This is a genomic window from Amycolatopsis thailandensis (assembly GCF_042723255.1).
In the GTDB taxonomy this organism is placed as follows: Bacteria; Actinomycetota; Actinomycetes; order Mycobacteriales; family Pseudonocardiaceae; genus Amycolatopsis; species Amycolatopsis thailandensis.
In genome coordinates, this window is sequence record NZ_JBHXJK010000148.1 from 1 (window position 1) to 19119 (window position 19119).

Below are 19119 nucleotides of genomic sequence, written 5' to 3' on the forward strand. Positions count from 1 at the left end.
GGTTTGGACCCAATCAAAACCACACAGCCCCGCGTCACCGCCCGGCACACCACCCCATGGGGGCCTGATAAGCCCCTGGGTGTGTGGAAATAGGGACATTCAACGTCCCTATTTCCACACACCCCTCACCCTGAGTGACAGGTCACGATCTCGCCGGCCACAACGACCCGACACTGTGCGTGGGTGGTGTCGGGGTGCGCCGTGTCGCGAAAGCCACTTTCGCAACCTTCAACGTTGCGAAAGTGGCTTTCACAACCTCCTTGACCAGCGGAGAAGCGACTTTGGCGGGGCCCTGACCCTCAGGCCTTCACGGACCGCTAGGCGAGGGCGTCGAGGTCCGCGACGACGTCCGCGGGCAGTTCCAGGTCCGCGGCGGCGACGTTCTCACGCAGGTGCGACACCGACGACGTCCCCGGGATCAGCAGGATGTTCGGCGACCGCCGGAGCAGCCACGCGAGCGCGACCTGCATCGGCGTCGCGTCGACCCGGCGGGCACAGTCGTCGAGCACACCGGACTGCAACGGCGTGAACCCGCCGAGCGGGAAGTACGGCACGAACGGGATGTTGATGGCCGCGAGCGCGTCGAGAAGACCGTCGTTGGCACGGTTCGCCACGTTGTACTCGTTCTGCACACAGACGACCGGCGCGATCGAGCGGGCTTCCTTGACCTGCTCCGCCGAAACGTGGCTGAGGCCGAGGTGCCGGATCAGGCCCTGCTGCTGGAGCTCGGCGAGGACCTCGAACGGCTCCGTGATCGAGACCGGGATCGGGAAGACCCCGTGCTCCCCCGCGAGCCGCAGGTTGACGACGTCGAGCACGTCGACGCCGAGGTTGCGGAGGTTGTCGTGGACCGCGGAGGTCAGCTCCTCGCGCGAGAGCGCCGCGGGCCAGCCCTTGTCCGGAGTCCGCTTCGCGCCGACCTTCGTGACGAGGTGCAGGCTGTCCGCGTACGGGTGCAGTGCCTCGCGGATCAGCTCGTTGGTCGTGTGCGGGCCGTAGAAGTCGCTGGTGTCGATGTGGGTCACGCCCAGCTCGACGGCCTCGCGGAGGACGGCGATCGCGGCGTCGCGATCGTCCGGCGGGCCCCAGATGCCGGGGCCGGACAGCCGCATGGCTCCGTAGCCCATCCGGCTCACGGTGAGATCGCCGAGGGTGTGGGTGCCGCCTGGGCTCATGATCGCTCCTTGTACGAGTGGGTTCCGCTCACCTTAAGCAGCTCCGGCCGGTCCGGCTCGTGCGGGAAGGGAGCAAGGGACCTTTGCTGTCACCCGAGGCTCTGACCTGCGCGAACAGCGAGGCCGACCAGCTGGTTCGCCAGTCCCTCGGTCAGCCCGTCGACGAACATCTCGCGGCCGGCGGGCGCTCCCCGTTCGGCCAGGACCGTCGCCACGGCCTCCCCCGGGTTCGCGTAAGGCCACAGCCCCGCGACGAGGATGAAGACGGCCTTCGCGAAGTGCCCGGCCGCTTCGGCGTCCAACGGGACCTGGGCGCGGACGACGTCGGCGAGCCGTTCGGTCCGCCCGGCCGCCCGGGTCTTGAAGGTCCGGGCGGTCTCCACGGAGATGTTGCGTTCGAGCACGGCGGCCATCGTGCTGATCAGCTCGCAGAGCAGGCGCTGCCGCGAGATCGACGTCGCGATGATGGCGGCGACGCGTTCGTAATCAAGGTCCCCGAGCGCGTCCAGCTCGGCTTCGAGCTCGTCGAGCCACGCGACCCAGACCGAGTCGAGGACTTCCAGGAAGATCGCCTCGCGGCTGTCGAAGTACCGCAGCACGTTCGACTTCGCCAGGCCGACGCGGTCACTCAGTTCTCGCAGGCTGATCCGGGAGACGGGCCGCTCGGCCAGGAGTTCACGCGCCACCCCGAGGATCGCCGTGCGCCGGGCTTCCACCTGTTCCGGCCGCCGGGCGCGCTGGAAGTCGGGGGACACGCGCCGCACGGTACCAGACCACCCGGCTGTTATTCGGCGTTCGCGGCCCTCTTGGCCTGCACTCGCTTGTAGCTCCAGATCAGCAGCGCGAACAGGATGAGCCCGGACAGGATCAGGCTCGAACCGGTGCTCCAGCCGGCGAGCGGCAGCCCGGGCACGAGGCCCCAGACGACGCCCGCGGCGAGCAGGCACAGCCCGGCCAGCACGGAACCCGCGATCCGCAGCGGAGACGAAACGCTGTCCTCGGCCGCCTTCATCGCCCTGTCGCGGATGGGGTCGACGTATTTCTCCACCGCCGGGAACTCCGAAGCCAGCACGAGCAGCCCCGCGAGCACCAGCAGCAGACCCGGCCCGGGCAGCACGAGGAGCGCGATGCCGACCAGCAGGAGGATGACGCCCGCGATGAGGATCAGGACCTGCTTCACGGGTTTTCCGATGCCCACGTCTTCTCCTCGCCGTCGTTCCTCTGCCCGATTGTGCCGGGAACGCGCTGGTCCCGCCCGATCTGAAAACTCTTCGCGGGGCCTGTCGGTTCCCGGGGAAGTCGTTCGTCGTTGGGTGGAACGCAGGCGAAGAAGCCGAGCCGATGGAGGACTGATGCGCTACCTGTTGCTGATCTGCGGGACCCCTTACCCCGGCGCGGACGACAGCGACGTCCCGCTCGACGAGAAGACGCAGGCCTGGGTCGACGAGATGACCGCTCGCGGGGTACGGCTGTCCGGCAGCAGGCTCCGGTCGGCGGCCACCGCGACCACCGTGCGCCACCGCGACGGCGACCTGCTCGTCTCGGACGGGCCGTTCGCGGAGACGAAGGAACAGATCCTCGGCTACGACCTGATCGACTGCGCCGATCTCGACGAGGCGATCGAGGTCGCGGCGAAGCATCCGGTCACGAAGTTCGCGACCATCGAGATCCGGCCGATCTGGCCGACCCCCTGAAGCCCCCGGCCCGCACGTCGTGTCATGAGGGGTCCCCTTGAGACGAATTTCGTCCTAAGGGGACCCCTCATGACATCAGTGAGCGACAAGTAAGGGCCTTTCCCCACCTTCACCGCGCATCCCTAGGCAAGTGATAGCAAAGGTCCCTTGCTCACTCCCCGCCGGTCAGCAGCTGCTCGAACGGCACGAAACCGCTGCTCACCGGCGCGACCGGCGAAGACGACAGCCGCGCGGCGAACTCCCGCCCCGCCCGCGAAGCCCGCGTATCGAGATCCCCCGGAGAAGCCCAGTCCGACGAAGCGGCGTACACCGCAGTCGCGACAGGCTCCGCGCGAAGGTAGGCGAAGAGCGGGCGCAGCGCGAAGTCGAGCACCAGCGAGTGCCGTTCGGTGCCGCCCGTGGCGCCGATCAGCACCGGCTTCCCGTCGAGCGCCTTCTGGTCCAGCACGTCGAAGAACGACTTGAACAGCCCGCTGTACGACGCGGTGAACACCGGCGTCACGGCGATCAGGCCGTCCGCGGCGGTCACCGTGTCGATGGCCGCGCGCAGCGCCGGGGAAGGAAACCCGGTCAGCATGTTCTTCGTGACGTCGATGGCCAGGTCGCGGAGTTCGACCACCTCGATCTTCACGTCCGGCAGCGCGGAAGAAACCGCCGCGGCGAGTTTGTCGGCGAGCAGCCGCGTCGAAGACGGCTGGCTCAACCCCGCGGTCACGACAGCGATCGTCGTCATACCGTCACCTCCGAAGACACAGAAGCCGCCGAAAGAAGCGAAGCGTGCGTAGGAGCCTCAGGCACGTGCGCCGGGCGAAGCGCGTCAAGTTCCTTACGCAGCACCGGGATCACGTGCTCGCCCAGCAGGTCGAGCTGTTCCAGCACGGTCTTCAGCGGCAGGCCGGCGTGGTCCATCAGGAACAGCTGACGCTGGTAGTCGCCGAAGTGCTCGCGGAAGCTCAGCGTCTTGTCGATCACCTCTTGCGGGCTGCCGACGGTCAGCGGCGTCTGCTCGGTGAACTCCTCCAGCGACGGCCCGTGCCCGTACACCGGCGCGTTGTCGAAGTACGGCCGGAATTCCCGCACCGCGTCCTGCGACTTCGGCCGCAGGAAGACCTGGCCGCCGAGTCCGACGATCGCCTGGTCCGCCTTGCCGTGCCCGTAGTGCTCGTACCGCTCGCGGTACAGGTTGATGAGCGACTGGAAGTGCTCCTTCGGCCAGAAGATGTGGTTGGCGAAGAACCCGTCGCCGTAGTAGGCGGCCTGTTCCGCGATCTCCGGGCTGCGGATCGAACCGTGCCAGACGAACGGCGGGACACCGTCGAGCGGCCGCGGGGTCGAGGTGAACTCCTGCAGCGGCGTCCGGAACTTGCCGGACCAGCTGACCACGTCCTCGCGCCACAACCGGTGCAGCAGGTGGTAGTTCTCGATCGCGAGGGGGATTCCCTGGCGGATGTCCTGCCCGAACCACGGGTACACCGGGCCGGTGTTGCCGCGGCCCATCATCAGGTCGACGCGGCCGTCGGCGAGGTGCTGCAACATCGCGAAGTCCTCGGCGATCTTCACCGGGTCGTTCGTGGTGATCAGCGTGGTCGAGGTGGAAAGGATGAGTTTCGACGTCCGCGCGGCGATGTAGCCGAGCATCGTCGTCGGCGACGAAGGCACGAAGGGCGGGTTGTGGTGCTCGCCGGTCGCGAAGACGTCGAGGCCGACCTCTTCGGCCTTGAGCGCGATCCGCACCATCGCCTTGATCCGCTCGTACTCGCTGGGCGCCTCCCCGGTGGTCGGGTCGGTCGTCACATCGCCCACCGTGAAGATTCCGAACTGCATGACCTGCTCCCTAAGCCGGGTTGTTGTTGCTTGAGCGTTCAACCTCACGCGCGCAAGAAGTATTCCAGACCATCGACGCAGGCCGAAAGGGTGACTTGATCGGCCCGGAAAGTGGCCGCCCTCACACTCGGATCCATGTGGATCGCTTCCCTGCTTGTGACAACGTTGACATTCGCTCTCACGCCGGCCACCACCACTCCCGAACCCACCGTCTCGGCGACGATCTGCGCCAAGTACTGCGACAGCCGCGATCCCGCGCTGGCCGTCGGCGACAGAAGACCCGGCACGGCGACGGTCTGGGGCCGCGGCATCACGCTGCACCTGTCCGACGGCGACGACATGGGCTGGGGCAGCATCGCCGACGGCGACCCCGGCGACGAACTCTGGCTCGACCGCTCCTTCGACGGCGGCCGCACCTGGTCCGGCGACAGCCGCATCGGCGACACGAAGATCCCCGCCGGACAACGCGGCTGGCGGACCCTCATGTACAACGTGGACGATCCCGGCGCCCACCGCTTCGGCGCCCTGCGAGCCTGCGGGAAGGCGGGCAACCGGCCGGAAATCGCCTGTACGCCGTGGTTCCGCACCACGGTCGCCGCGAACGACCGTGCCGAAGCCGCCGCCACCGCGCTCATGCAGTTCTACGACAACGGCACCGGCCTCTGGCAGACCACGGGCTGGTGGAACTCGGCCAACGCGCTCACCGCGATCCTCGACTACAGCACCCGAACCGGCTCGCGGAACTACCACTACGCCATCGGCAACACCTTCGACCGCAACCGCGGGAACAACTTCACCAACGAATACATCGACGACACCGGCTGGTGGGCGCTGGCCTGGATCCGCGCCTACGACCTGACCAAGGACCGCCGCTACCTCGACACCGCCGTCATCGCGGCGGACTACATGTACTCCTACCGCGACGGGACCTGCGGCGGCGGCCTCTGGTGGTCGACCGCGAAGACGTACAAGAACGCCGTCACCAACGAGCTGTACGTCAAGGTCGCCGCGTCACTGCACAACCGGCTCCCCGGCGACACGGTCCAGCTCATGCGGGCCCGCGAGGTCTGGGACTGGTTCCGCGCGAGCGGCATGATCAACGGGAGCGACCTGGTCAACGACGGGCTGAACGCCTCCTGCGTCAACAACGGGCAGGCCGTCTGGAGTTACAACCAGGGCATCGTCCTCGGCGCGCTGGTCGAATTGAACCGCGCGACCGGTGACGCCGCCCTGCTCACCCGCGCCCGCCGGCTCGCGGACGCCTCCACCACGACCTCGCAGCTTCACTCGAACGGGATTCTGCGCGACCCGTGCGAGTCCGGCGACTGCGGCGCCGACGGGCCGTCGTTCAAGGGCGCGTACGCCCGCGGCCTCGGCGAGCTGGACCGCGCGCTGGCGGGCAGGCCGTACCGCGCTTACCTGACCCGCCAAGCGAACGCGACGATCGCGAACAACCGCACGTCGCTCGATCAGCACGGCCTGCGCTGGGCGGGACCGGTCGACAAGATCGACGCCGCCCGGCAGCACAGCGCACTGGAGGTCCTCACGGCAGCGCTCTGAACACCGGATCCGGGACGTGCAGCCAGGCGCGGACCTCGGTCTCCTTCTCGTGCACGAGCACCTGCCGGTAGCTCATCGTGTCGAGACCGGGGCCGCCCTGGTCCTGGACGTCCTCGTGGAACCGGTCCGAGACGAGCACCACCACGGGCGACTCGTCCGGTGCCTCGGCGAGCGCGTCCCGCAGCACCCGCGAATCGAGCAGCCGGGCGAGCAGCACCTTCGGCCGCCCCGTGACGCCGTACTCGTCGAGCGTGACCTCGCCGGCGTGGATCGCCACCCGCACCCGGATCCGCAGGCCGGACTCGGTGACGACGTTGTGCCGGGCGAGTTCGGCGGTCAGCCGGGAGACCAACGGGTACACCAGGCGGAACTTCGGGAAATGCGGCGGGACCACGACGATCATGCCGTCCCCGGTGTCGCGTTTCAGGCAGGCTTCCCAGGCGATCCCGCTGGTCTCGAAGGCATTGGCCAGCAGGCCGAAGAGCATCCGCCGGACCTGGACGAAGATCTCGCTGCTGCGACCGACCTGGCCGAATCCGGCGATGTCGATCGAGAACAGCCCGCAGTGCATGCCGGACTCGACCCACGCCGTCGGCGGCGGGTAGAGGATCTTCTTCCGCAGCAGCGCGAGGTGGACGCAGGACACGGTGATCAACAGGATCGTGCCGAAGAACCACGAGAGGGCCATGACCGTCTCGACCGAACCGTCCGCCTCCTCGCGGGAGAGCAGGTAAAGCAGCCCGTAGGAGACCCCGCCGTAGAGGAACACGTACAGCACCACGAACGTGCGGCGCAGCCGGATCGCCGCGTGCACGAACGGTAGCGGCGCGAGCAGCCCGAGCGAGCCGATGACCACCACGAAATACCAGAGACTCACGACGCGTTGTGCGGTCGAGACGCGCGTGGGACCGGTTCCGACGGCCACCTTCTTCCCCCCGTCACCCTGTGACACCGGAAACGATAACGCCTCATCCAAGCCTTGAGGAAGTCGCTTTCCCCAGCCGTGACCCGGCCACCGGGACGGCGTGGTCCGCCACACCGGAGGCTTCGGAAGAGGAAGCTGTCGGAGGGGACGGATATCCTCCAGTACGGTGTCGCGTTGAACGCCACCGTCACGAGCTAGTTCGCGAGCCACGACTCCAGGAGAAGTACCCAGTGACTGCTGAGACCCTGTACGGGGCCGACGACCTGACGCATCTCGAGGGTCTGGAAGCGGTCCGCAAGCGCCCCGGGATGTACATCGGCTCCACCGACAGCCGCGGTATCAACCACCTGTTCTCCGAGGTCGTGGACAACTCGACCGATGAAGGTGTGGCGGGTCACGCCGCGAAGATCGTGGTCACCCTGCACGCCGACGGCAGTGTCCAGGTCGACGACGACGGCCGTGGCATCCCCACCGGCACGCACGCGAAATCCGGTTTGTCCGGTGTCGAGCTGGTGCTGACCAGGCTGCACGCCGGCGGCAAGTTCGGCGGATCCGGCTACAAGACCTCCGGTGGTCTGCACGGCGTCGGCGCTTCGGCGGTGAACGCGCTGTCGCACCGCTTCGACGTCACGGTGAAGCAGAGCGGCAAGGTCCACCAGATGTCGTTCGCGCACGGCGTGCCCGGTGTCTTCGACGGGCCCGGCCCGAAGGCCAAGTTCACCCGCCGGTCCGGGCTGAACGTCACCGGCAAGATGAAGCGCGGCGAGCGCTCCGGCACCTCGATCCGGTACTGGTACGACTCGCGCTACTTCGAGAGCGGCGCCGCGCTCGACGTCGAGGGCGTCCGCGCGAAGATGCGCAACACCGCGTTCCTGGTCCCCGGCGTCACGTACGTGCTGCGCACGGCCGTCGACGACTCGATCAGCGAAGAGACCTTCCACTTCCCCAACGGCCTCGCCGACATGGTCGACTTCCTCGCCCCGGACAGCGAAAAACCCGTCTGCGGCACGCTGATCATCAACGGCGAGGGCACGTACAAGGAGAACGCCGCCGACGCCAGCGGTGTCATGCAGTCCAATGTGGAGCGTCACGCGGAGATCGAGGTCGCACTCCGCTGGGGCACCGGCTACGAGCGCACCGTGGAATGCTTCACCAACACCATCCGCAACGTGCACGGCGGCACGCACCGCCGCGGCTTCGATCGCGCGGTGCTGAAAGCCTTGCAGGACGCCATTTCCAAGACCCGCGGGCTGCTGAAGCCCAAGGAGGACATGCCGACCGTCGAGGACGTCCTCGAAGGCATGACGGCGGTCGTCCACGTCCGGCTGCCGGAGCCGCAGTTCACCTCGCAGACCAAGGACGAGCTGTCCACCGCCGGCATCACCCGCGTCATCCAGGGCATCGTCGACAAGCACATCCGCGCCTGGACAGAGGAGCGCAAGACCAAGTCCGAGGCGAAGATCGTGCTGCAGAAGGTGGTCGACGCGGCACGCGTCCGGCTCACCCAGAAGCAGCAGAAGGACGCCGCCCGGCGCAAGACCGCCCTCGAAGGCGCGGCCATGCCGCCGAAGCTGGTCGACTGCCGCACCACCGGCGTCTCCCGCAGTGAGCTGTTCCTCGTCGAGGGTGACAGCGCGCTCGGTTCGGCGCGGATGGCGCGCGTGTCGGAGTACCAGGCACTGCTTCCCTTGCGCGGCAAGATCCTCAACGTCCAGAAGGCGTCGCTCGGCGACACCTTGAAGAACGCCGAGATCGCCTCGATCGTGCAGGTGCTCGGCGCGGGCAGCGGGCGCACGTTCGACCTGTCGACCATGCGCTACGGCCGGGTGATCCTGATGGCCGACGCGGACGTCGACGGTTCGCACATCCGGACGTTGCTGATCACGCTGTTCGCCAAGTACATGCGGCCGGTGATCGAGGACGGCAGGCTGTACGCCGCCATGCCGCCGCTGCACAAACTGGTCACCAAGGGCCGTAACCCGGAGACCCACTTCACCTTCACCCAGAAGGAGATGGAGACCAAGTTCGCGGCGCTGGAGCGGGCGGGCAAGCAGATCGTCACCCCGGTGCCGCGGTTCAAGGGCCTCGGCGAGATGGACGCCGACGAACTGTGGGACACCACGATGAACCCCGCCACCCGCTCGGTCCGCCGGATCACCCTCGACGACGTCGAAGCCGCGGAGAACGCACTGGAGCTGTTGATGGGCGAGAAGGTCGAGCCACGCCGCAACTGGCTGGTCGAATCCTCCGACCGGGTCGACCGCGAAGCCATCGACGCCTGATTTCGTTGCTATTCAAGGAGCTTTGAGCAATGGCACGCCGTAAGGGCACCACCACCAAGGTCGACCCGTCAGCGTTCGACCAGCCCGGCGCGAACGTCTTCGACAACTCGCTGAAGACGGAGATCGAGGATTCGTACCTGGAGTACGCCTACTCGGTCATCCACTCGCGGGCGCTCCCGGACGCGCGGGACGGGCTGAAGCCGGTGCACCGCCGGATCATGTACTCGATGAACGAGAACGGCTACCGGCCGACGCACGCGTACGTGAAGTCGTCCCGCGTGGTCGGCGACGTGATGGGCAAGTACCACCCGCACGGCGACACGGCGATCTACGACGCCATGGTCCGGCTCGCGCAGGACTTCTCGCTCAACGTCCCGCTGGTCGACGGGCACGGCAACTTCGGCTCCCCCGACGACGGCCCGGCCGCCTCGCGGTACACCGAGGCGCGGCTGTCCCCGGAGGCGATGCTGCTGGTCGGCGAACTCGGCGAGGACACCGTCGACTTCCGGCCGAACTACGACGGTTCGCTCGAAGAGCCGTCGGTGCTGCCAGCCGCGTTCCCGAACCTGCTGGTCAACGGCACTTCCGGGATCGCGGTCGGGATGGCGACCAACATGATCCCGCACAACCTGACCGAGGTCATCGGGGCGGCGCGGTGGCTGATCAACCACCCGAACGCCACCCTCGACAAGCTGATGGAGTTCGTCCCCGGCCCGGATCTGCCGACCGGTGGTTCACTGCTGGGACTGGACGAGGTCCGCCGCGCGTACGAGACCGGCCGTGGCGTGGTGCGCATGCGCGCCAGCGCCGAGACCGGTCCGCTGGAGGGCAGCCGCGGCCGCCAGGCGATCACCGTCACCGAACTGCCGTACGGCGTCGGCCCGGAGAAGGTGATCGAGAAGATCACCGACGAGGTCAACAAGTCCAAGCGGCTCACCGGCATCGCCGACGTCAAGGACCTCACCGACCGTGAGAACGGCACGCGGCTGGTCATCGAATGCAAGGTCGGTGTGAACCCGCAGGCGCTGCTGGCGGATCTGTACCGGCTGACGCCGCTGGAGCAGTCCTTCGGCATCAACAACCTGGTCCTGGTGGACGGGCAGCCGCAGACGCTGGGGCTCAAGGCGCTGCTGGAGGTCTTCCTCAGCCACCGCTACGAGGTCGTCACCCGCCGCACGCGCTACCGCCGCCGCAAGCGCGAAGAGCGCCTGCATCTGGTCGACGGTCTGCTGATCGCCCTGCTCAACATCGACAAGGTGATCAAGCTGATCCGCGAGAGCGAGAACGCCGCGGCCGCGAAGGACGGCCTGATGAAGCGGTTCAAGCTCTCGGAGATCCAGGCCACGTACATCCTCGACACCCCGCTGCGGCGGCTCACGAAGTACGACCGGATCGAGCTCGAAGCCGAGCAGGACAAGCTGCGCGACGAGATCGCCGAGCTGTCGAAGATCCTCGACGACGAGTCGGTGCTGAAGAAGGTCGTCTCGGCCGAGCTGGCCAAGGTCGCCAAGGACTCCCCCACCGAACGCCGCACCGCGCTGATCGACGGTGACCTCAAGGAGGTCCTCGCCGCGTCGAAGCCGTCGGGTCCGCTGGAGGTCGCCGACGATCCGTGCCAGGTGATCCTTTCGGCCACCGGGCTGGTCGCGCGGACGGCGGCGGAATCGGAGGAGTCGTCGGAAGTGCGGCGCCGCAACGGCCGCGTCAAACACGACTCGGTGTCCGCGGTCGTGCACTCGACCGCGCGCGGCCAGGTGCTGCTGGTGACCAACCGCGGCCGCGCGTTCAAGACCGACGTGCTGCCGCTGCCGGTGCTGCCCGAGCAGGCGGGCACCGTGTCGCTGCGCGGCGGGATGGCCGCGAAGGAACTGGTGCCGCTGGAGAAGGGCGAGCGCGTCATCGGCCTGGCGCCGCTCGGCGAGCAGGCGTCCGGCTCCCCGGGTCTCGCGCTCGGCACGAAACACGGTGTCGTGAAGGTGTGCGCGCCGGAGTGGCCGGTCCGCTCGGACGAGTTCGACGTGATCAGCCTGAAGGACGGCGACGAGGTCGTCGGCGCCACTTGGCTCACCGACGGCAACGAGACTCTGGCGTTCCTGTCGTCCGAAGCGTCACTGCTGCGCTACGCCGCTTCGCTGGTGCGGCCGCAGGGTCTCAAGGGCGGCGGTATGGCCGGGATCGTCGTACGCGGCGAGGCGGAAGTGGTCTTCTTCGGCGCGATCCGGACCGACGACGCCGAACACGGCGAGCCGATGGTCGTCACCGCGACAGGCGCGAGCGTGAAGGTGACGCCGTTCAGCGAATACCCGGCGAAGGGTCGCGCGACCGGCGGTGTCCGGGCACAGCGGTTCCTCAAGGGTGAGACGCGGCTGGTCGTCGGCTGGATCGGCCCGCGTCCGGCCGGTGCCTCGCGCACCGGTGACCCGGTGGAACTGCCGGAAGTCGACGTGCGGCGCGACGGCTCCGGCCACGCCCACCCGGGCCCCGAGGTCGTCGGTCACCTCATCGAACGCGACTGACCCCGTCCCACGCGTGCTTGGGGGCGGATCACGCGTGCTCGAGCACGAGACTCGCGTGCTTGGGACCGGAACACCCCCGCGGCGAACCCCGCCGCGAGTTCCGCCCCCAAACACGCGAGTTCCGCCTCCAGTCACGCGAGACCCGCCTCCAGTCACGCGAGTTCCGCCCCCAAACACGCTTGTCGTCCGCTCAATCACACGTGTCGTCCATCCAGACACACGTGCCGTCCGTCTGGTCACGCGTGTCGTCCATCCAAGTCACCGCGTGTCGACCGTCTGAGCACATGTGTCGACAGCGGGCGACGGGCACCCCCGGACCCCCAACGCGATAGCAAAGGTCCCTTGCTCCCCCGGCGCCCGCGCCCACCGCATTCAGAGGACTAAACGCGACGCTCCAGCAGGCCCTTCGCGATGTGCGTCACCTGGATCTCGTTGCTCCCCGCGTAGATCATCAGCGACTTCGCGTCCCGCGCCAGCTGCTCCACCCGGTACTCCGCCATGTACCCGTTCCCGCCGAACAGCTGCACGGCCTCCATCGCGACCTCGGTGGCCGCCTCCGACGAATACAGCTTCATCGCCGAAGCCTCGGCCAGCGTCGGCATCTTGCCCGCGCGCAGCGTCTCGATCAGCTGGAACACCATGTTCTGCACGTTGATCCGCGCGACCTCCATCTTCGCCAGCTTCAGCTGGATCAGCTGGAACCGGCCGATCTCCTGGCCCCACAGCTTCCGGTTCTTCGCGTAGTCCACGCACAGCCGGTGGCATTCGTTGATGATCCCGAGCGCCAGCGCCGCGACCCCGACCCGCTCGACGGCGAACCCGGACTTCACCTCGGCCTTGCTGTCACCGTCGCGACCGGCCTCGGACTCGCCGAGCAGCCTGTCCCGCCCGAGCCGGACGTCGCTGAAGAACAGCTCCCCGGTCGGCGAGGACATCATGCCCATCTTCTTGAACGGCTTGCCCTGCGTGAGCCCCGGCATGCCCTTGTCGAGCACGAACGTCAGCACCTTGCGATCACGCACAGCCGAGCCGTCGTCGAGCTTCGCGTAGACGATGATCGTGTCGGCGTAGGGCCCGTTGGTGATGAACGTCTTCTGTCCATTGAGGACGTACTCGTCACCGTCGCGCCGCACCGACGTCTTCATCCCGCCGAAAGCGTCCGAGCCGGAGTCGGGTTCGGTGATCGCCCACGCGCCGACCTTCTCGAACGTCGCCAGCCCGGGCAGCCAGCGTTCCTTCTGTGCCTGCGTGCCCTTGGTGAGAATCGTCTGCGCGGTCAGCCCGATGCTCACCCCGAGCGAGGCGACGATGCCGAGGCTGACCCCGGCCAGCTCGCTCACCGCGATGAGCGCCATCGCCTCCTGCCCGCCGAAAGCCAGACCGCCACCACCAGAGCCGGAGCCGCGCTCCTTGGACAGCAGCTTCGTCACCGATTCCCGCGCGAGCGCGTCGATGCCGAAGGACGCGAACATCTTGCGGATGAGGTCGTACGGCGGCAGCGTCCCGCTTTCCAGCTCGTCCAGCCGCGGCCGGATCTCCTTGTCGACGAACTCGCGGATCGCGTCCCGGATCAGCAGTTCGGTCTCGGACCACTCGATCACGGCAGCCTCGCGGCGATGTCGTCGATCGACCAGGCTTCCTCGGTTTCGATCACCTTCACGTCGTGCCAGCCCGCGAGTTCCGAGATCGCGCCGCCCTGCACCGCGAACACCTTGCCGGTGAGCGGGCATTTTTCGGTGGCGAGATAAGCCACCAGTGGCGAAATGTTGGCCGGGGAGAACGCGTCGAACTCCCCTTCTTCGACCTCCTGCGCGAAGATCGCGCCCATGCCCGGCGTCGCCAGGGTGAGCCGCGTGCGCGCGATCGGCGCGATCGCGTTGACCCGCACGCCGTACCGCTCCAGCTCCTCGGCGGCCACCAGCGTCAGCGCGGCGATCCCCGCCTTCGCCGCGCCGTAGTTCGCCTGTCCCGCGTTCGGCAGCGTGGTCCCGGACGCCGAGGCGGTGTTGATCACCGAACCCGCGACCGGCTCACCGGCCTTGCTCGCGGTCTTCCAGTACGCGGCCGCGTGCCGCAGCACCGCGGCGTGCCCCTTGAGGTGCACCGCGATCACGGAATCCCACTGTGCTTCCTCAAGCCCGGCAAGGAAAGCGTCGCGCAGGATGCCGGCGTTGTTCACGACGACGTCGAGCCTGCCGAACTCGTCCACCGCCTGTGTCACCAGTTCCGACGCGCCCGCCCAGTCGGCGACGTTGGCCGTGTTGGCCACGGCCTTCCCGCCAGCCGCGCGGATCTCGTCGACGACCTCCTGCGCCGGGCCGACGTCGGCCCCGCTTCCGTCGTTCGCCCCGCCAAGGTCGTTGACCACGACGCTCGCGCCTTCGGCCGCGAACAGCAGCGCGTGCTCGCGGCCGATCCCGCGTCCGGCGCCGGTGATGACGGCGACCCGCCCGTCGAGTGCTCCCATGGCTTTGCTCCTACTCCGCGAATTCCGCGAGACCGTCTTTGATCACGACGGTTTCGCCGACGGTGGTTTCGAACGCGTAGCTCCCGGCGCCCGCGCGCCAGATGTTCGTCGTCAGGTCCTGCCCGGGCAGCACCGGCTTGGCGAACCGGACGGCGAACCGCTTCAGTCTGTCCACATCGGACCCGGCGACCTCGGTCAGCAGCGCCCACGACGTGAACGCCATGGTGCACAAGCCGTGCGCGATGATCCCCGGCAATCCCGAATCCTTCGCGACCTCTTCGTCTAGATGGATCGGCATCGGATCGCCGGCGGCAGGCGCGTAGCGGTACGTCTGGTCGTCGTCGACGTGCTGGTTCACCTTCGCCACCGGCGCCCGCGAGCGCAGCGCGTCGTCGAACTTGTGCTCCGGCCCGAGCTCGCCGCGCGTGTCACCGGTGTCGAAACCGCGCACGAACAAGGTCACGTACTGCTCGTTGACCAGGTCGCCGTCCTCGGTCCGGCATTCGAGGTGGATGGTGCCGCGAGTGCCGTTCGACAGGCCCTCGTAGCCGGTCATCCGCGCTCGCGACACGAGCTTGTCGCCGGGCCGGATCGGCCGGTGGAACCGGAATTCCTGTTCCCCGTGCACGATCCGGCCGAACAGCCCGACCGGAACGACCTCTAGCGCGGGTTCCATCAGCGACTCGAACACCGGCACGATCGCGAACACCGGGCTCGCGACGTCACCCGCGAGATGCGCCGGGATCGGGTCGTTGGTGGCCTTCGCGTAGTCGATCAGCCGCTCACGGGTCACCTCGAACCGGGACTCGTCGGTCCACTTGCCGAGCCCGCCGGGATCGAACCGCTCGTCGGTCACGCGACCAGCGCCTTGAAGTTCTCCAGCGACGCGTCGAGGTTCTTCTTGCCGTCCTTCTCGACGGCCTTGCCGAGCGCGCCGATGATCATCTGGCCGGCGAACTCCGCGTCGATGCTCGCGAGCGAGCCTTCGCCGGACGCCTCCACGGAAAGCTCGAACTTGACCTTCACCCCGGCCATCCCGGTCCCGGAGATCGCCAGCTTCGACGGCGCTTCGAACTCGTCGACGGTCCAGGTGATCGTGTTCGGCATCCCGAGCATCGTGACGACCTCGGAAGCCTGCGCCCCCTTGGAGAACTCCGCCGGGACCTCGCCCTTCCACTTGGTGTGGATGGTCAGCCACTTCTCGAAGTTGTTGGGGTTGGAGAACTCCGCCCAGACCTTGTCGGGGGCCGCGGGGAGTTCGACGGAGGCACTGATCTTGCCCATGGTTGTTCCTTTCGGTGGGATCAGCGCTCGGCGCGCTGGTAGGCGGTGACGACGGCGGCGCCGCCGAGTCCGATGTTGTGCTGCAGCGCGGCTTCGACGCCGTCGACCTGCCGTTTGTCGGCGGTCCCGCGCAGCTGCCAGGTCAGTTCGGCGCATTGCGCGAGGCCGGTGGCGCCGAGCGGATGCCCCTTGGAGATCAGCCCGCCGGACGGGTTGACGACCCATTTGCCGCCGTAGGTGGTGTCCCCGGAGTCGACGAGCTTCCCCGCTTCCCCTTCGGCACAAAGTCCGAGGGCTTCGTAAAGCAGGAGTTCGTTGGCGGAGAAGCAGTCGTGCAGCTCGATGACCTGGAAGTCCTCCGCCCCGAGCCCGGCCTGGTCGTACACCTGACGCGCGGCCTGGACGTTCATGTCGTAGCCGATGATGTTCTTCGCCGTGCCGTCGAAGGTGCTGGCGAAGTCGGTGGTCATCGCCTGCCCGACGATCTCGACGGCCTGCCCGGCCAACCCGTGCGAGTCCACAAAGGACTCGCTGGCGAGGATCGCCGCGCCCGAACCGTCCGAGGTCGGCGAGCACTGGAGCTTGGTGAGCGGGTCGTAGATCATCCGCGAGTCGAGGATGTCCTGCAGCGAATAGCTTTCCTGGAACTGCGCGTACGGATTGTTCACCGAATGCCGGTGGTTCTTCTCGCCGATCTTGGCGAAGTGCTCGGCGGTGGTGCCGTAGGTCTTCATGTGCTCGCGGCCTGCCGCGCCGAACATCCACGGCGCGGGCGGGAAGAGCACCTCGGAGATCTCCGCGAGCGCCTGGATGTGCCTGCCCATCGGCTGCTCGCGGTCGTCGTAGGTCGAGCCGAGCGAGCCCGGCTGCATCTTCTCGAACCCAAGCGCGAGCGCGCAGTCCGCGCGGCCGCCGCGGATCGCCTCCGCGGCCAGGTACAGCGCCGTCGACCCGGTCGAACAGTTGTTGTTGACGTTGACCACCGGGATCCCGGTCATGCCCAGTTCGTAGACCGCGCGCTGCCCCGCGGTCGACTCGCCGTAGACGTAGCCGACGTAGGCCTGCTTCACCTCGTCGAACGAGATCCCGGCGTCGGCGAGCGCCTTCGTCCCGGACTCCTTGGCCATCTGCGGGTAGTCCCAGTCCTCGCGGCGTCCGGGCTTCTCGAACTTCGTCATGCCCACGCCGACGACGTACACCTTGTTGGCCACCACGACGCTCCTTGTCGTTGCCGGGTCGCTGCTGAAACTGAAGATACAGACAGGTCTGTATTTATCAACCCCTTACATACAATCCTGCACGGATGTTACTTACGGCACGCTGAGTGTCAGGTGACGCAGACGAGCGGCCCACACCCCCGTTAAACAGGGCGAACACCACTCACAGGGGGTTTTCGATGAAAAGAACGAGCATGGTCCTGGCCGCCACCGTCGCCGCCGGGCTGCTGTCGGCGGGCACCGCGTCGGCGAGCGACTGGACGATGAGCTACCTGCCGCTCCCGCCCGGCGGCAGCGGGATCGCACGGGTGAACGCCACGAACGGCGCCGGGGACTACGCGGGGACCGCCGACGGGAAGCTGGTCACCTGGACGGGCGGGACCGTCACGGACCACGGCATCCCGGCGGGCTACCTCTCGGTCGACACGGTGGACGAGAACGCGTCCGGTTCGGTCCTCGGCAACGCCGTCTACTACCAGGACGGGAGCCGCTACCCGAGCAAGCACGCCTTCGTCTTCGAGAACGGCGGCTTCCAGTTCCTGGGGAAGGTTCCGGGCTACTCCAACACGCAAGCCGTCGGCACTAACGACCGCGGCGACGTCGTCGGCACGGTGTTCAACGACATCCGCTACGGCTCCACCCCCGCGTTTTGGCCATCCGGCGACCACGCGCACCCGGTGCTGCTGGACGTCCCGCCGGTGCTCACCCCCATCGACATCGACCACGACGGCACGATCCTGCTGAACGAGCAGTACGGCGGCACCTGGCTCTGGAAGGACGGCGTCCTGCGGCAGCTCGTTCTCCCGGACGGCCTCCGGGAGTCACGCGGGATCGCGATCCGGAACGGGAAGGTGCTGGCCTCGACCCAACTGGGCGACCGGCTCTGGACGGCGTTCGACACGTCCGTGGAGGTCCCGGACAACATGTCCACGATGGCGCTCAACGGGTCCGGCCTGGTCACGGGATGGATCTCGCCGAGGACTCCCACGGTGTGGTCCCCGGGCGGCTCGGTGACGACGCTTCCCTCCCCCGGCAACGCGTACGGCACCGTCGTGGGCGACAACGGCGAGATCGCCGGAACGCTGGAGAGCGGCGGCTCCGGTAGCACTCCTGTGGTGTGGCGCCGTGGCTAAAGTCGGGATATGGATCCCGAAGAGCTTCGGCAACGGTTCGCGCTGTTGACCACCGCGCATCTGACCGACGGCTGCGTCCGCGCCGGCGTCCCGGTCCGATGCGCGCCCGCCGGCACGCACGCGGTCGTGCCCGGTAGTCGGCTCGCCGGGCGGGTCACCCCCGCCCGGCACGTCGGCAGCGTCGACGTCTTCCTGGAGGCGTACGAGACCGCGAACCCCGGTGACGTCCTGGTCGTCGACAACGGCGGCAGGCTCGACGAAAGCTGCGTCGGGGACCTCGCCGTCCTCGAAGCCGAAGCGGCCGGGCTGAGCGGTGTGGTCATCTGGGGGTTGCACCGCGACACCCGCGACATCGAGAAGATCGGGCTGCCGGTGTTCAGCCTCGGCTCGATCCCGACCGGCCCGCTCTCGGTCTCCACCCGCCCCGACGGCGCGCTCGACTCGGCCGTCGTCGGGGAATGGACGGTGACGCGGGAGGACCTCGTGTTCGGCGACGAGGACGGGGTCCTGTTCGTCCCGGCCGACCGGGCGGACGAGGTCCTGGACCGGGCCGAGGCCATCCGCGACGTCGAGCGGCTCCAGGCCGAGCGGATCCGCTCCGGAGAGTCCCTTCGCGAGCAGGTCCGCTTCGCCGACTTCCTCGCGGAGCGCACGAAGTCGCCTTCGCTGACGTTCCGGGAGCACCTGCGCGCGGTCGGCGGCGCCATCGAGGAGTAGCAAGGGACCTTTGCTATCGCCCGGCGGCCTGGGTGCGCGGGGCACCGGGCCGGGCTGTCCGTGAAGGCCCTCTTTAGGACTCAGAGTCCGTGAAGGTCTCCTTCACTACCTTCAAGGTCAGGGTCTCGGCAAAGTCGCGTATGCGGGTGTCGTGATCAACGGAGGATCGGGGACGTTGAGTGTCCCGGATCTTCCGTTGATCAAGGTCCAAGACCGGGCATCCCCGGCGACGATGTAGGAATTGGGACGTTCAACGTCCCAATTCCTACATCGTCACGCCCTGTCAGCCGCGGAACCACCACTCACGCCAAGTCAGGCGCAGGTA

17 protein-coding genes are annotated in these 19119 nt (G+C 67.9%); 6 read left to right on the top strand and 11 right to left on the bottom strand.

Annotated features, from left to right (window positions below):
• Positions 1-317: 317 nt before the first annotated feature.
• The 3 genes from ACFWMR_RS36510 to ACFWMR_RS36520 form a co-directional block, all read right to left on the bottom strand.
• A complete protein-coding gene (locus tag ACFWMR_RS36510; RefSeq protein WP_378381707.1) occupies positions 318-1175 on the bottom strand; it encodes an oxidoreductase in 858 nt (285 codons plus the stop codon).
• Positions 1176-1264: 89 nt separating this feature from the next.
• Positions 1265-1939 carry a TetR family transcriptional regulator gene (locus tag ACFWMR_RS36515; protein WP_449224347.1) on the bottom strand — a complete coding sequence of 225 codons (675 nt, stop codon included), beginning with the start codon at positions 1937-1939 and terminating at the stop codon, positions 1265-1267.
• A 20-nt stretch (positions 1940-1959) separates the two neighbouring features.
• On the bottom strand, positions 1960-2373 hold the full coding sequence (locus ACFWMR_RS36520) for a PGPGW domain-containing protein (protein WP_093936139.1): 414 nt from the start codon (positions 2371-2373) through the stop codon (positions 1960-1962).
• Between the two features lie 154 nt (positions 2374-2527).
• On the opposite strand from ACFWMR_RS36520, the gene ACFWMR_RS36525 reads away from it, so the two are divergent.
• A complete protein-coding gene (locus tag ACFWMR_RS36525) occupies positions 2528-2869 on the top strand; it encodes a YciI family protein (RefSeq protein ID WP_093936138.1) in 342 nt (113 codons plus the stop codon).
• Between the two features lie 151 nt (positions 2870-3020).
• Here ACFWMR_RS36525 and ACFWMR_RS36530 read toward each other — a convergent pair whose 3' ends face one another.
• A complete protein-coding gene (locus tag ACFWMR_RS36530; RefSeq protein ID WP_093936137.1) occupies positions 3021-3602 on the bottom strand; it encodes an FMN reductase in 582 nt (193 codons plus the stop codon).
• Positions 3599-4693 (bottom strand): LLM class flavin-dependent oxidoreductase, encoded by a 1095-nt coding sequence (locus ACFWMR_RS36535; protein ID WP_093936136.1) that lies wholly within the window; start codon positions 4691-4693, stop codon positions 3599-3601. The genes ACFWMR_RS36530 and ACFWMR_RS36535 overlap by 4 nt, the downstream gene beginning before the upstream one ends.
• 135 nt (positions 4694-4828) lie before the next feature.
• On the opposite strand from ACFWMR_RS36535, the gene ACFWMR_RS36540 reads away from it, so the two are divergent.
• Positions 4829-6253: a glycoside hydrolase family 76 protein gene (locus ACFWMR_RS36540; protein ID WP_378381709.1), complete on the top strand. Its 1425-nt coding sequence runs from the start codon at positions 4829-4831 to the stop codon at positions 6251-6253.
• Here the strand turns inward: ACFWMR_RS36540 and ACFWMR_RS36545 are convergent.
• The gene (locus ACFWMR_RS36545; RefSeq protein WP_378273736.1) at positions 6237-7178 is read right to left on the bottom strand and encodes a hypothetical protein; all 942 of its coding nucleotides are present in this window, start codon (positions 7176-7178) and stop codon (positions 6237-6239) included. The genes ACFWMR_RS36540 and ACFWMR_RS36545 overlap by 17 nt on opposite strands.
• Before the next feature lie 230 nt (positions 7179-7408).
• On the opposite strand from ACFWMR_RS36545, the gene ACFWMR_RS36550 reads away from it, so the two are divergent.
• Together ACFWMR_RS36550 and ACFWMR_RS36555 are read left to right on the top strand one after the other, a co-directional pair.
• Positions 7409-9460: a DNA gyrase/topoisomerase IV subunit B gene (locus ACFWMR_RS36550; protein ID WP_093936133.1), complete on the top strand. Its 2052-nt coding sequence runs from the start codon at positions 7409-7411 to the stop codon at positions 9458-9460.
• Positions 9461-9489: 29 nt separating this feature from the next.
• Positions 9490-11976, top strand: a complete 2487-nt coding sequence (locus ACFWMR_RS36555) for a DNA gyrase/topoisomerase IV subunit A (protein WP_093936132.1) — start codon at positions 9490-9492, stop codon at positions 11974-11976.
• A gap of 380 nt (positions 11977-12356) precedes the next feature.
• Here the strand turns inward: ACFWMR_RS36555 and ACFWMR_RS36560 are convergent, their stop codons facing one another.
• The 5 genes from ACFWMR_RS36560 to ACFWMR_RS36580 are packed head-to-tail and all read right to left on the bottom strand — an operon-like array spanning position 12357 to position 16941.
• Positions 12357-13577 (bottom strand): acyl-CoA dehydrogenase family protein, encoded by a 1221-nt coding sequence (locus ACFWMR_RS36560; protein WP_093936131.1) that lies wholly within the window; start codon positions 13575-13577, stop codon positions 12357-12359.
• Positions 13574-14443 carry an SDR family oxidoreductase gene (locus tag ACFWMR_RS36565; RefSeq protein WP_378381710.1) on the bottom strand — a complete coding sequence of 290 codons (870 nt, stop codon included), beginning with the start codon at positions 14441-14443 and terminating at the stop codon, positions 13574-13576. Before ACFWMR_RS36565 ends, ACFWMR_RS36560 begins: the two co-directional genes overlap by 4 nt.
• A 10-nt stretch (positions 14444-14453) precedes the next feature.
• The gene (locus tag ACFWMR_RS36570; protein WP_378381711.1) at positions 14454-15299 is read right to left on the bottom strand and encodes a MaoC/PaaZ C-terminal domain-containing protein; all 846 of its coding nucleotides are present in this window, start codon (positions 15297-15299) and stop codon (positions 14454-14456) included.
• Complete coding sequence (locus ACFWMR_RS36575; protein ID WP_093936128.1) at positions 15296-15727, bottom strand: type II toxin-antitoxin system Rv0910 family toxin; 432 nt, start codon at positions 15725-15727, stop codon at positions 15296-15298. The genes ACFWMR_RS36570 and ACFWMR_RS36575 overlap by 4 nt, the downstream gene beginning before the upstream one ends.
• Before the next feature lie 20 nt (positions 15728-15747).
• Positions 15748-16941, bottom strand: coding sequence for a lipid-transfer protein (locus ACFWMR_RS36580; protein WP_378381712.1), 1194 nt, complete (start codon positions 16939-16941; stop codon positions 15748-15750).
• A gap of 182 nt (positions 16942-17123) precedes the next feature.
• Between ACFWMR_RS36580 and ACFWMR_RS36585 the strand changes: the two genes are divergently transcribed.
• Positions 17124-18077: a hypothetical protein gene (locus tag ACFWMR_RS36585; RefSeq protein ID WP_378381713.1), complete on the top strand. Its 954-nt coding sequence runs from the start codon at positions 17124-17126 to the stop codon at positions 18075-18077.
• Between the two features lie 9 nt (positions 18078-18086).
• The gene (locus ACFWMR_RS36590; RefSeq protein ID WP_378381714.1) at positions 18087-18794 is read left to right on the top strand and encodes an RraA family protein; all 708 of its coding nucleotides are present in this window, start codon (positions 18087-18089) and stop codon (positions 18792-18794) included.
• Positions 18795-19119 lie beyond the last annotated feature (325 nt).